Genomic DNA, 12,895 nt, shown 5'->3' on the forward strand with positions numbered 1-12,895 from the left:
ATGTTTAATTTCTATCAGATGAAAAAATATATACTTGCGAGTTTCCTTTGCGCTATTCTATGCTTCATTTTCTTCGGAATATGGGTCGTTAGTTTGTTGCCTTCAGAAAATGAAGAGCTACCCAATACTAAAATAAGTCAATTAGATTATGTTACGCGTGATGTGCCAGATTATCGAGGCAAGATTTTAGCCATAGTGACTAGCACTAAAACTATGGGTGATACCGACAAAAAGACAGGATATGAGTTAACCGAATTGGCTAGAGCTTACTATGTTTTTAAGGCAAATGGCTTTGAGATAGACATTGCGAGTCCGAAAGGAGGAAAGTCACCAGCTGTTTTAGATGATGAGGATATGGGCGCATTCGATTTTGCCTTTTTAAATGATACAATTGCACAGCATAAAATAAATAATACGCTCATAATAGATAGAGTAGATAAAGCAGCTTATAAGGGAGTCTTTTTTGTTGGAGGTAAAGGTGCTATGTACGATTTTCCAAATAATAAAAGCATTCAAGCAATTGTAGAAGAGTACCAAGCCAACGATAAAGTTATAGGTGCTGTATGCCATGGGCCAGCTGCCTTAGTAAATGTAACTTTGGATAATGGAGAACTTTTTTTAAAGAATAGAAAGGTAAGTGCTTTTACAAACGAAGAAGAATTATTATTGATTCCAGACGCTAGCACTATATTTCCTTTTTTATTACAAGATAAATTGGTTTCTCAAGGCGCATTTTTTAACGAAGGATTCATGTATTTAGAAAAAGTTAGTTGGGATACTAATCTAATTACGGGTCAAAATCCTTGGTCTGTATGGAAGGTAGCCGAAACAATGATAATGCAATTGGGTTTTACACCAAAACCGAGGTTGATTACAAGTGAAGAGCAAGCTGTACGTGTGTTACAAAGGTATAAACGCAATGGAATGTCATCAGCTAAAATGATGATTAAAACAATAGCCTTAAGCAAAGAGGAGCCAGTTTCTAGGACATTATTAGTTGAACATAGTGCGATGTCAATTTTAAAAGGAGATCTAAGCAGCTGTTTCGATTATTTAAATTTAGCCTCTTATGCCAATAGATTTGAAACGAATTAAAGATTAAAAAAATGGTAAAAATAATTTCATATCTCATGTTATTGCCTATGAGTATATTCGGGCAATCAGATAGCATTTCAACGCTTTTAAAAACAAAAATAAATCACGAAGGTCAGAATCCTGTTCACAGCATTTTGCTACAAATTGAAAACGACAGTAAAAAATTTAGCTATAAACAGGGTTTTGGATTAGTTGATAAAAATGGAGCTCCTGTTACCAAGGATAGTGCTTTTAAAATAGCTAGTAGTACAAAACTTTTTGTTTCTACGATTGTGCTTCAGTTAGAAGAAGAAGGAAAACTTACTATCAACGATCTCATAGGTCCATATTTACAGTCGATAAATTATCTAAATTTTGATAATTTACATCACTACCAGGGCGCAAAGTATGCTCAAGATATTACCATTGAGCATCTTTTATCGCATCGTTCTGGGTTAGCCGACATATTTACGGATAAACAACATGAATTTTTTGAACTTCTTTTTTCAAACCCTACTGTAAATTACTCTCCTGAATCACTGATAAAACTATACTACCAAATGAATTTAAATAATTTATCTCATTTTGATCCCGATCAAGGTTGGCACTATTCGGATGTCAATTATTTGTTATTGGGGCTACTCATTGAACAAGTAGATAATGTAACATTGGCACAGTCTATAAGAAATCGAATTTTAGAACCTCTCCAAATGGAAGACACTTTTTTCGAGTATTATGAAGCACCCAAAAAAACTCCCCTATTAATAAAACAGTATGTAGGCGCCGTTAATTTTTCAAACATTAATACTTCTTTCGATTGGTCTGGAGGAGGTGTGGTTTCTACAAATAACGACTTAACAACGTTTATTAAAGCATTGTTTGAATTCAAACTGATAAGTGAACAATCCTTAACAAAAATGACAGCTGTACGATTTACGAAAAAAAATGAAAGTCGGTATGGCTTAGGTGTGTATGAGTTCACGTTAGACAATGATACCTATTTTGGACATTTTGGCTTTTACAACACTTTTGTAGGATATTGTCCGACCTCAGGAACAAGTCTTTCGTATAGTATTAGTCAAGCGACCCCCAACTTTAATACCTATCAATTTATAGGAGAACTATTGAGGCAGATCGATATAGAAAATTAATGTATTATGAATCAATATCGTTACTTCTTACTACTATGGTTTCTTGTGAGTTATTCGTCATTTTCACAACATCAAAAACAGTGGATTGAAGATATTGACTACTATTATACAACCTTAGAGCAAAAACATATTGACCTGTACCATACCATTTCCAAAAACGAGTTTACTGCTGAACTTGAGAACTTAAAGACTAAAATTCCTAATTTAAGTGATTTTGAGATTATCGTTGAGTTGATGCGAATTACTCAGAAAGTGGGCGGTGGCAAAAGCGACGGACACACCTCAGTTCCTTTGTGGGGAACGCCAATTTTAAAATTTCCAATAGAGCTAATTGACTTTGATGGAGAAATGAAAGTAATAGCCATCGCAGCAGAATTTCAAAATTATTTGGGACATAATCTAATGGCCATTAATGACATTCCTATTGAAGTTATTACGAGAAAAGTTTCAGAAATTACTCCTTTTACTGAAAACAAATATTCATCTATGGATAGAACTTGTAGTTATATGGTAATTTCAGAAATATTACAAGCTCTTCAGATTACAGAAAATAGCGAAGAAATAACATTCACATTTTCAAACAATAGTGGTGTAGTGGAAGTGGTTACTTTAAAGGCATTGTCGAAAGAAGAATTGGCTTCATTAGCGTTCAAAAAACTATCAATTTCACATCCACTTGTTTCAAAACCTATTAAAACTCGATTCAAAAACCTATGGTTTTACCCCATACAAGATTCTAAAATAGTGTATATTCATTTTGAACAGTATCCTTCAGAAATAGAAATAAAAGAATTCGCCGAACAAGTGTATGATTATATTGAAAAACAGAAATCGGAAGCCTTAATTATCGATTTTAGAGGCAATTATGGCGGTGATTTTTATAAAGGATTGGTATTGAGCGCGTATTTAAACGCTTCAGAATATATTGATTGGAAATCTAAAGTATATGTGTTGGTAAATCGTAAAACATATTCGGCCGCTATGGTAAATGCCCTTCAGTATAAACAATTATTGAATGCTACTATTGTTGGAGAAGGAATGGGAGCCAACCCGAACGGATATCAAGATATGGGACAATTTTACCTTCCCAATTCTAACCTTTTAATTACCTATTCAAAACGAAAATTTCAACTTCAAACTGCTATAGCTGCAAGATTTCAACCCGATATTTTGATTGCTCCCCAAGGGGAAGATTATGAAACAGGAATCGATCAAACGCTACAATGGGTTTTAGATGACCTCCGTCTGAAATAACCTAGGAAATGAGGGATTTATGACCTCTTTATTTTTAAACACTCCGCATTATTGATAATCATAATAAAATTCTTTTTAAAATTATTTTTTTACACACCAATTAATCGTAATATTGCAATGAACAAATAAATATTGCGATAAGCTTCCTTAAAACAGAAAGTTTACCGACGAATAAATTGTAAACAGTAGATTGTTATTAAATAACACAAAAAACTTACGCAGATGATAACAACCAAAGCAGTGCTATTTCAAGGAATAGAAGGTTTAATTAAAAGTCTAAATTTTGAATCCATTTCTGAAGAACGCAAAGCAGCTCTTCAACCACTAATCGATTTTATTCAGTCTAAAGCTTCAGAAAGTTTAGAAATTCGTTTGAATTTTATTTGTACACACAATTCACGAAGAAGTCATTTCTCTCAGGTTTGGGCACAAACAATGGCAACGTATTTCAATATAAAAAATGTGTTTTGTTATTCGGGAGGCACAGAAGCTACAGCACTTTTTCCGATGGTAATTCAAACGTTACAAGAATCAGGTTTTGAAATCAAACCCATTTCAGAAGGAACCAATCCAATTTACAGCATTAAATTTGCTGACAATGAACATCCAATTGTTGGGTTTTCTAAACTCTTGGAAGATGATTTCAATCCAAAATCTGGATTTGCAGCGATTATGACTTGTGACTCAGCAAACGAAGCGTGTCCCTTTGTTCCGGGAGCAGAAAAACGCATTCCAATTACTTTTGAAGATCCAAAAGCATTTGACAACACACCGCTTCAGGCTAAAAAATACAACGAAAGAAGTCTGCAAATAGCAACGGAATTGGGTTACGTATTCTCTCAAATAAATTTATAAAAAATGGCGACAAAAAAATTAAGTTTTCTTGACAGATTCCTTACACTATGGATATTTGTAGCGATGGCTATAGGAGTGGGGCTTGGTTATTTCATTCCTACTTTCCCGAATATTATAAACTCCTTTAGTAGCGGAACGACCAACATTCCCATAGCAATTGGTTTAATATTAATGATGTATCCGCCTTTGGCCAAGGTTAACTATGCGTTGCTGCCTAAAGTGTTTAGAAACACAAAAATTTTATCTATTTCGCTTCTTTTGAATTGGATTGTGGGACCTATTTTAATGTTTATTTTAGCAATTACATTTTTACGTGATTACCCAGAATATATGGTGGGTTTAATTTTAATTGGATTAGCTCGTTGCATCGCTATGGTTTTAGTTTGGAATGATCTAGCTGACGGAAGTAGTGAATATGGAGCAGGGTTGGTTGCATTAAACAGTATTTTTCAAGTGTTTGCCTATAGTTTTTATGCTTGGATCTTTATAACGGTGCTTCCTCCTTATTTTGGATTTGATGGCGCTATTGTTGATATATCTATTGGAACTATTGCTGAAAGTGTGGCCATTTATTTAGGAGTTCCATTTCTAATGGGAATACTAAGTAGATTCGTTTTAGTGAAGCTAAAAGGGGAGGAGTGGTACACAAATACATTCATTCCTACCATCTCTCCAATAACGTTAATTGCACTTTTATTCACAATTGTGGTTATGTTTTCACTAAAAGGAGAATTAATTGTTGAAATACCGATGGATGTGCTCATTATTGCTGTTCCGCTACTCATTTATTTTACATTAATGTTTATTATTGGTTTTTTCGTTACCAAAGCAACAGGAGCAGAATATGATAAAACAGCCGCAGTCGCTTTTACCGCAGCAGGGAACAATTTTGAATTGGCAATTGCAGTTGCAATTGCAGTTTTCGGACTCAATTCAGGGCAAGCATTTACAGGAGTTATTGGACCTTTAGTAGAAGTACCCGCGTTAATTTTATTGGTTCGAGTTTCTTTCTGGTTAAAGAAAAAGTACTATTCATAAACGTTGCCAAAAACGTTATTGTTTCTCACTTAAATATTTCCAATACCGTTTGGGAACATGTTGGATATGAAGTTTCATATTCTTTCTAGACTTGATGTTTGTACTTCTAAAATAGTCTTTCCATAATTGCTGAAATTCTAATTCGATAGGTGCAAAAATAGCTGAAGATGTTTTTGAAGGATCAAAATTAGCATCAAGTTCTAGGCTAATAAGTTCTGTAGTTTGCAAATCATAGTAGATGCCATACTTTCTTTTAAGATCGTAGATGAGCCATTTCTGGTCTGCGTAGCGTTTTTCGAAATGATTTTTGAGTAAGGGTAATACGTTGAAATCTGGTGCTATATTTGCAAAATAAATAACGTCTTTTGTGAGTTTAAATCGAACAAAAGCTTCCATTCGATGCTTTTCTCTCCCTACATTTTTAGTAAGTTTTGAAAGTTCTAAAATATGAACATTTCCAAAATCTGAAGCTACATTTTTTGTTGAGGCAAATACGTATAGAATTGCTTGATAGAGCGTTGTTTCGACCGTAGGATTTTCACTTAGAAAAGCATAATAAAACCGACGTAACTCATTCGAAGACATTTTCTTTTTCAAACCAGCCCAAACACGATTTGCTTTTTCCTGCTCAGTTATAATCACTTCCGAAGTCCCAAATAACGGCTCTTGAAATAGTTTTTCATTTACCATAGAGACTGCTTTTAATTTCATTTCATACGCTGTAAAAACGCAGGTTAAGAAACCATCAAAAGTGCCATCATAAACTAAGGTTGTTTCCATGGAACTGTTATCCAAAAAGATTTAATTGATTGCTGAGCATAGCGGTGTACTTGCTTTTAGAATTTTGCAAAATCAAACCTTTAATTTTTTCCGAAGTAAGGTCACGTCTTTCAAATTGATTGGAAGCACAGACAATAAAGTATTGCGCTCGATTTAAAGCAACGCCAATCGATTTTAAATGGTCCCAATTAAGTTGTCTATATCGTCTTGCATTTAAAATTTTAAAAACCGATTTCATTCCCAAACCGGGAATTCTCGCTAGCATTCTTTTATCAGCCTTATTAATATCGACTGGGAATTCATGCAAATTACGTAGCGCCCACCCCAATTTTGGATCGATATCTAAATCTAGACTCTGGTTTTGCTCGTTTAAAATTTCTTCAATATTAAAACCATAGAAACGCAACAGCCAATCGGTTTGGTAGAGTCTATTCTCTCGTAACATAGGAACAGGAGTTCCTATTTGTGGCAATCGTGTATCGTAACTTATAGGTACATACCCAGAATAATAAACCCGTTTCAGATTGAAATTTTTATAAAAATAATTAGACGTGTACATGATTTGCATATCACTTTCGCCACTTGCACCAACAATCATTTGCGTGCTTTGTCCTGCAGGCGCATATTTAGGAGTGCTTTTAATTAATTTCTTTTCATTTTTATATAGGATGATTTCATTTTTTACCTTTTCCATAGGTTTAATGAAATCTGCTCTATTTTTATCTGGAGCTAAAAGTTTCAATCCCTTTTCTGTCGGAATTTCAATATTAACGCTCAATCTATCCGCATACAAACCAGCTTCTCGCATCAATTCGTCACTCGCTCCAGGAATGGACTTTAAATGAATGTACCCATTAAAGTTTTCTTCTAATCGTAATTTTTTAGCCACAGCTACTAAGCGTTCCATTGTATAATCGGCACTCTTAAAGATACCTGAACTTAAAAATAACCCTTCAATATAATTACGGCGATAAAAATTTATGGTTAAATCGACCACTTCTTGAACTTTAAAAGCCGCTCGTTTAATGTCATTACTTTTTCGAGTAACACAATACGCACAGTCAAAAATACAATGGTTGGTTAACAATATTTTTAATAAAGAAACACAACGACCGTCTTCTGTGTATGTATGACAAATACCAGAAGCTGAAGCATCGCCCAATCCTTTGTTTTTGTTGGTTCGATTACTCCCACTGGAGGAGCAGGAAACATCATATTTGGCTGCATCTGCAAGGATATTTAACTTTTCTTGTACACGTTCAAAAGACATAGGTATCAATTTAATTTAAGCCCTCAAAGATACAATCTAATGAAATAAAAAACTCATAAAATTAACAATATATATATCATATAATGAGATAGTATTATTTAATCGTTTATATTTGTTGATGAATATCAAATGTTTGACGATGAATCGTATTAAAGAAGTATTAGAAGAAAAAGGAATCAAGCAAACTTGGCTCGCCGAAAAGCTTCACAAGAGCTATAATATGGTTAATTCGTATGTTCAAAATAGGCGGCAACCGAGTCTTGAAATGCTCTATGAAATCGCAAATTTATTGCATGTTGAAGCGAGAGAACTATTAGATTCGAATCAGTTTGTTGCTAAGGAGGGAAGTAGTAGCGATACTGTAGAGATTCCATTACTTGGATCTGTATCTTGTGGATTGCCCATTTTGGCAGAAGAGAACATTGAATCTAAAATTTTGATCTCCACAAAATTGGTTAAAAAAGCAAATGATTACTTCCTTTTAAGAGCTTCTGGTGATTCCATGAATAAAAAAGGCATACATAGTGGAGACTTACTTTTAATAAAACAACAACAAGTTGCAAACCACGGGGATCTAGTGCTTGCCTTACTAGATGATGATGCAACGGTAAAAGAGTTTCTCCACAATGACGACACCATTGTTTTAAAACCACATTCTACCAATCTAAAACATCAACCCATCATATTATCTTCCGATTTTAAAATACAAGGTATTGTTGAAAAAGTGATTAAAGTTTAGAGAATGAGTAATATCAAATAGTGACAAATTATATCTTAGTTATTAATGTGATAGCAAGAAAAGGCTGAGGAATCTCTCTTATTACCGCATACGTTTCTATTATAACCGCACCAAATGTTATTCGATAACGTTACTCTGCTGTTGTAGGTTATGCTAAAGAAGCATAGGAGGGAACATCAAGTTTGCTTTAGCTTATCGGTTTGTAGCATTTAAATCTACTAAATTAAATAAATACAAAGCACAAGTCTCTCAATTTCACTACATTTAGTCATTATATATTATAAAAACACTCCAATTTATAAAACAGAGAGAATGAATAATCGTATTGCTAACGTAAAATTACTGGATAACTTATTGCTTCAAAAAAATGATCATTTTGAGCGCATACTCATGAAAGACATCCTTTTTTTTAAAGCAGATGCCGACTATTGTACGGTTTATACAAAATTGGGTCGTTTTGATTATGCTGTAGAACTTACTAAGCTAGAACCGCAATTACCAACAAATCTTTTTATGAGAGTTCATAAAAATTATGTGGTACATGTAAATGCAATTTCAGGCTTTGAAGGTCGTTTTCTTTATATTTCTGAAAATAAAATACCTGTTAGCAAGCAATATCAAGACGATGTGCTTAAGGTTTTTAGAAGCATCTAATATCTTATAAATAACTGACTAGATTCCTCCTATACATAGATACTTAATTTCTAAATAATCATCCATACCATACTTAGAACCTTCACGACCATTTCCACTTTCTTTAATACCACCAAAAGGAGCTACTGTGGTAGATATCATTCCTGTATTAACCCCAACCATTCCATATTCTAGGCCTTCGGAAACTCTCCATACTTTAGCGTAGTCATTCGTGTAGAAATAGGATGCTAATCCAAAAGGTGTATCATTCGCCATACGAATTACTTCAGCTTCATCTTTAAACCTTATAATAGGAGCTATGGATCCAAATATTTCATTTTTAAATATTTCCATAGAACTATTAACGTTACTTAGAATCGTTGGAGGATAAAAATTTCCCATGTCATCAATTTTCTGACCACCAATTATAAGTTCAGCACCTTCATTAACGGCATTTTTAACTAAACCATCAACAAATTCAACCGCTTCTTTATTTATTAATGGACCTACCGCTGTTTCTTCATCGAAGCCCGACCCCATTTTTAATTTGCGAACGGCAACAGTAAACTTATCTACAAAAGTGTTATACACTTTATCATGAACAAAAATTCTATTTGTACAAACACAAGTCTGACCTGCATTTCTAAATTTTGAAGCTATTGCTCCATCAACGGCATTGTCTATGTCAGCATCTTCAAATACAATAAAAGGTGCATTTCCACCGAGCTCCATAGAAACTTTTTTTACAGTATCTGCACACTGACGCATTAGCATTTTTCCAACCTTAGTAGATCCAGTAAAGGATAATTTACGCACTAATGAATTGGATGTAAACTCATTACCTATTTCTTTAGCTGTATCTGAAGTAATTACATTGAAAACTCCTTTAGGAAAACCAGCTTTTTCAACCAAAGCGGCCAAAGCTAAAGCGGATAATGGTGTTTGATGAGCAGGCTTAATAACGACTGTACATCCTGCGGCAAGAGCTGGAGCAATTTTACGGGTGATCATTGCATTTGGAAAATTCCAAGGCGTAATAGCTGCAACTACACCAATGGGCTGTTTAATTGTAATAATTCGTTTATCAACTCCATGAGAAGGAATGGTATCTCCGTATGTCCTTTTAGCTTCTTCTGCAAACCACTCTATAAATGATGCTCCGTATTTAATTTCTCCTCTCGATTCATTTAAAGGTTTTCCTTGTTCAAGTGTTAAAATCTGAGCTAAATCTTCTACGTGATCCATCTGTAACTGATACAGTTTTTTTAGTAGTCTAGAGCGTTCTTCTGCTGTTGTTTTACTCCAAGTTTTAAATGCTTCATTCGCACAATCGATAGCATTTTTAGTTTCCAAACTACCCAAACTCGCAACATTGGCTACAACAGAATTATCAAAAGGATTTGTTACTTCAAATGTGGATTCATTTTCTGAAGAAACCCAAGCTCCATTAATAAAAGATTTATCACGCAATAAACCATTAAATTGTATTTCTTTAGTATTTTTTATATTTATTTTCATTGTTTATTTCTTTTTCTTACTACTAGCTAAAAATCTTTTTCTTGTTCTTTAAAAAATTTAAAACCATAAATTAAAAATGTGAGTAAAATACCTGTCACAAATGCCCAAGCTGCTCCTTTTATAACAAGCACTCCTGCTATTACACCAGCGATACCTAGGTCTTTTTTACTTCTTGCTTCCATGACTCCAATTCTAAAACTGACAAAACCTTGAATTAAGAGCGTTAATGCTAGTGCAATACCTAAAATAGGTTTCACCAAACTAACTACAGGAAGAAACAATAAACCCGTATTTGTACCCCATCGAAATGAACCTGATCCACCAAAAATAGAGTCCATTGATTTTTTTCCTTGTTTATATCGCTCAACAATTACAATATGCATTGCTGACCAAAGCGGACCCGACATGGTTATATCAGGACCAAAAAGACTCATTAGCATATTTCGTCCTCCAAAAATTAAATGAGCGCGATTGGCATTATAATCAATCTTTTCGTCTGCTCTAATCTCATCAGCTTCTTCTAAAATAGCTTTGCTTTGAAGAACATCACCAAATAGAACGATGTAGGCAGCGAAAGCTGTTGGTATAGATGTTAGGAACATTTCAAGAGGAGGGAAGCCTACCCCAAAAATAGTATAGTCACTAAACATGAGTCCAAAATTTGGATTCGTAATACCCCATTCGATTGTTGGCCATGGTGCCTCTCTCAATAGAGGAGCAATTATGACAGCTAATATTACTATGGGGAAAATCCCTAAATTCCCTAAATTTCTCCAAAATTTGCTGCTTTTAGTTAATTTCGCAAAGTGTTTGGAAAAAATTAGATAAAAAGCTAGTCCAACAGCTATACTAATTGACAACGGATACATATCAAAACGCCCACCTTCTTTAAAGACAACCATTATGGCTGCAATACCCGCACCGAGAATAATACCTGATTTTATTGCCTGTGGAATAATTTGGACAACCTTTGAAGCCAAACGTGTTGAACCTAAAAGAACCGCCAAAAGACCGAGTGTCATTTGAAAAGAAATTAATGCATGAACCCTATCGGGGCCCATTGGAAAAATCTCCACATACGCTATTAATAGAGGTATAGCTGGTGTAATCCAACCTGGAACAACTGGATCTCCAAGTAAATGATGTGTTAAGTACAGTAAACCATTTAACATTACAATAGCGATAGCAGCTTCAAACGGCATGCCTAAAAGATCTACCATAAGAGGTATTGCAGCCAAATCAACTGCACACATTAAAAGCCCTTGAAAATAATCAGGTAACTCAAAACGATAATGGACAAATGGTAAGCGTAATTTGAAAGGTCCTAGAGGTGTATATGGAGCTTCTGCTCCATATACATGATTTTTCCACCGATTCATTTTCATATTTTTATGTATTTAATTTTGCAGCTTCATTCACATTCTGCATAAATTGTTAATAAGCAGATTTGTAAATAGCTAAAATATCTTGCTCTGATAATGTTCGAGGGTTATTTCTTAACAAGCGCTCTATCTTTATCGCATCTGCAGCTAATTCGCTCAAAATGGATTCTGGTATATTAAAGGAGCTTATCTTCTTAGGGATTTCAACATCTTTACAAATTTTATGAAGACGTTCAATAACTAAATCAGCTGCTTGCTCATTCGTTTTTTGTGCTATAGGTTCGTCAAATGCTTCAGCAATATCTCTAAAACGTTCCACACAAGCCATCTTATTCCATTCCATTACATAAGGTAATAACAAAGAATTACTAACACCATGTGATATATGAAACCTTCCGCCTAATGGATACGCTAACGCATGAACAGCACCTACTCCCGCATTTCCAAAAGCCATTCCTGCTAACAAACTCCCCATAGCCATATCTTCTCTAGCATCCATATTACTTGGTTGCGCATATGCTTTTGGCAAGCTATTAATGATGAGCTTCATAGCTCTAAGAGCCAGTGCATCTGTTATGTGATTCGCATTGTTAGACAAATACGCTTCAATAGCATGTACCAAGGCATCAATTCCGCTCGCAGCTGTTATTTTTTTAGGACAACTAATAGTCATTATTGGATCTACTATTGCAACATCTACAAGTAAATGATTACTAACTATTCCTTTTTTAACTTGAGCTTCCGTATCTGAAAGAACACCTATATTGGTAACTTCTGATCCAGTTCCTGCCGTTGTAGGAATTACTATTATAGGTGTATTTCTTCCAGGCACTTTTCCTTCTCCAAACAGATTGTCCAAAGGACCATCATAATCAGCATAAACCGCCATGATTTTAGCAGTATCCATTACACTACCACCACCAACAGCTATAATACTATCGTTTTTAGAATTTAAGAATGCTTTTTTACATTCTTCTACAATACTCATTTCGGGTTCTGGAGCTACATTATCATATACGGTATAAGGAATATCTTTTAATAAAGCGGTTACAATTTCAAGAGTTCCTGAGTTTTTAATCCCTTTATCTGTTACGATAAAGGGATTTTTCATACCCAGATTATTCATGTAGTCTTTTAAACCATTTAAAGATTCTCGGCCTATAGCAACTTCATGTGCCGATTTAAATTTTGCTACACTCAT

11 protein-coding genes and 2 pseudogenes are annotated in these 12,895 nt (G+C 34.4%); 8 read left to right on the forward strand and 5 right to left on the reverse strand.

From position 1 onward, the window contains the following. Window positions 1-18 precede the first annotated feature (18 nt). The 5 genes from BLQ00_RS09100 (at window position 19) to arsB (ending at window position 5,372) form a co-directional block, all read left to right on the forward strand. Window positions 19-1,095, forward strand: a complete 1,077-nt coding sequence (locus BLQ00_RS09100; RefSeq protein ID WP_229792599.1) for a type 1 glutamine amidotransferase domain-containing protein — start codon at window positions 19-21, stop codon at window positions 1,093-1,095. Between the two features lie 11 nt (window positions 1,096-1,106). Continuing rightward, window positions 1,107-2,225 (forward strand): serine hydrolase domain-containing protein, encoded by a 1,119-nt coding sequence (locus BLQ00_RS09105; protein WP_093143406.1) that lies wholly within the window; start codon window positions 1,107-1,109, stop codon window positions 2,223-2,225. Between the two features lie 6 nt (window positions 2,226-2,231). Then, window positions 2,232-3,479 (forward strand): S41 family peptidase, encoded by a 1,248-nt coding sequence (locus tag BLQ00_RS09110; protein ID WP_093143408.1) that lies wholly within the window; start codon window positions 2,232-2,234, stop codon window positions 3,477-3,479. Window positions 3,480-3,701: 222 nt separating this feature from the next. Next, window positions 3,702-4,334: a low molecular weight phosphatase family protein gene (locus tag BLQ00_RS09115; RefSeq protein ID WP_093143411.1), complete on the forward strand. Its 633-nt coding sequence runs from the start codon at window positions 3,702-3,704 to the stop codon at window positions 4,332-4,334. A 3-nt stretch (window positions 4,335-4,337) separates the two neighbouring features. Further along, complete coding sequence (arsB, locus tag BLQ00_RS09120; RefSeq protein ID WP_093143414.1) at window positions 4,338-5,372, forward strand: ACR3 family arsenite efflux transporter; 1,035 nt, start codon at window positions 4,338-4,340, stop codon at window positions 5,370-5,372. Window positions 5,373-5,387: 15 nt separating this feature from the next. Here arsB and BLQ00_RS09125 read toward each other — a convergent pair whose 3' ends face one another. Together BLQ00_RS09125 and BLQ00_RS09130 are read right to left on the reverse strand one after the other, a co-directional pair. Next, complete coding sequence (locus BLQ00_RS09125; protein ID WP_093143417.1) at window positions 5,388-6,152, reverse strand: TIGR03915 family putative DNA repair protein; 765 nt, start codon at window positions 6,150-6,152, stop codon at window positions 5,388-5,390. A gap of 7 nt (window positions 6,153-6,159) precedes the next feature. Beyond that, window positions 6,160-7,422, reverse strand: a complete 1,263-nt coding sequence (locus tag BLQ00_RS09130) for a putative DNA modification/repair radical SAM protein (protein ID WP_093143421.1) — start codon at window positions 7,420-7,422, stop codon at window positions 6,160-6,162. Between the two features lie 139 nt (window positions 7,423-7,561). On the opposite strand from BLQ00_RS09130, the pseudogene BLQ00_RS17770 reads away from it, so the two are divergent. The 3 genes and pseudogenes from BLQ00_RS17770 to BLQ00_RS09140 form a co-directional block, all read left to right on the forward strand. Beyond that, window positions 7,562-7,741, forward strand: a pseudogene (locus BLQ00_RS17770) (helix-turn-helix domain-containing protein); the annotation flags it as partial. Between the two features lie 63 nt (window positions 7,742-7,804). Next, a pseudogene (locus BLQ00_RS17775) lies at window positions 7,805-8,161 on the forward strand (LexA family protein); the annotation flags it as partial. Window positions 8,162-8,473: 312 nt separating this feature from the next. After that, entirely contained in the window at window positions 8,474-8,815 is a 342-nt protein-coding gene (locus BLQ00_RS09140; RefSeq protein WP_093143427.1) for a LytR/AlgR family response regulator transcription factor, read from the forward strand. A gap of 18 nt (window positions 8,816-8,833) precedes the next feature. Here BLQ00_RS09140 and BLQ00_RS09145 read toward each other — a convergent pair whose 3' ends face one another. From BLQ00_RS09145 to BLQ00_RS09155, 3 genes are read right to left on the reverse strand one after another with little or no spacing between them, the layout of a single operon-like run. Next, window positions 8,834-10,312 carry an NAD-dependent succinate-semialdehyde dehydrogenase gene (locus BLQ00_RS09145; protein WP_093143429.1) on the reverse strand — a complete coding sequence of 493 codons (1,479 nt, stop codon included), beginning with the start codon at window positions 10,310-10,312 and terminating at the stop codon, window positions 8,834-8,836. Window positions 10,313-10,338: 26 nt separating this feature from the next. Beyond that, entirely contained in the window at window positions 10,339-11,691 is a 1,353-nt protein-coding gene (locus BLQ00_RS09150) for a hypothetical protein (protein WP_093143957.1), read from the reverse strand. A 55-nt stretch (window positions 11,692-11,746) separates the two neighbouring features. Next, window positions 11,747-12,895, reverse strand: coding sequence for an iron-containing alcohol dehydrogenase (locus BLQ00_RS09155; protein WP_093143432.1), 1,149 nt, complete (start codon window positions 12,893-12,895; stop codon window positions 11,747-11,749).

The organism is Ulvibacter litoralis (genome assembly GCF_900102055.1).
Taxonomy (GTDB): Bacteria; Bacteroidota; Bacteroidia; order Flavobacteriales; family Flavobacteriaceae; genus Ulvibacter; species Ulvibacter litoralis.

What these genes read in the sequence shown, in the direction of transcription:
- BLQ00_RS09100 (WP_229792599.1), top strand. Translation starts at nt 19, where the DNA reads ATGAAAAAATATATACTTGCGAGTTTCCTTTGCGCTATTCTATGCTTC.
- BLQ00_RS09105 (WP_093143406.1), top strand. Translation starts at nt 1,107, where the DNA reads ATGGTAAAAATAATTTCATATCTCATGTTATTGCCTATGAGTATATTC.
- BLQ00_RS09110 (WP_093143408.1), top strand. Translation starts at nt 2,232, where the DNA reads ATGAATCAATATCGTTACTTCTTACTACTATGGTTTCTTGTGAGTTAT.
- BLQ00_RS09115 (WP_093143411.1), top strand. Translation starts at nt 3,702, where the DNA reads ATGATAACAACCAAAGCAGTGCTATTTCAAGGAATAGAAGGTTTAATT.
- arsB (WP_093143414.1), top strand. Translation starts at nt 4,338, where the DNA reads ATGGCGACAAAAAAATTAAGTTTTCTTGACAGATTCCTTACACTATGG.
- BLQ00_RS09125 (WP_093143417.1), bottom strand. Translation starts at nt 6,152, where the DNA reads ATGGAAACAACCTTAGTTTATGATGGCACTTTTGATGGTTTCTTAACC.
- BLQ00_RS09130 (WP_093143421.1), bottom strand. Translation starts at nt 7,422, where the DNA reads ATGTCTTTTGAACGTGTACAAGAAAAGTTAAATATCCTTGCAGATGCA.
- BLQ00_RS09140 (WP_093143427.1), top strand. Translation starts at nt 8,474, where the DNA reads ATGAATAATCGTATTGCTAACGTAAAATTACTGGATAACTTATTGCTT.
- BLQ00_RS09145 (WP_093143429.1), bottom strand. Translation starts at nt 10,312, where the DNA reads ATGAAAATAAATATAAAAAATACTAAAGAAATACAATTTAATGGTTTA.
- BLQ00_RS09150 (WP_093143957.1), bottom strand. Translation starts at nt 11,691, where the DNA reads ATGAATCGGTGGAAAAATCATGTATATGGAGCAGAAGCTCCATATACA.
- BLQ00_RS09155 (WP_093143432.1), bottom strand. Translation starts at nt 12,895, where the DNA reads ATGAGTGTAGCAAAATTTAAATCGGCACATGAAGTTGCTATAGGCCGA.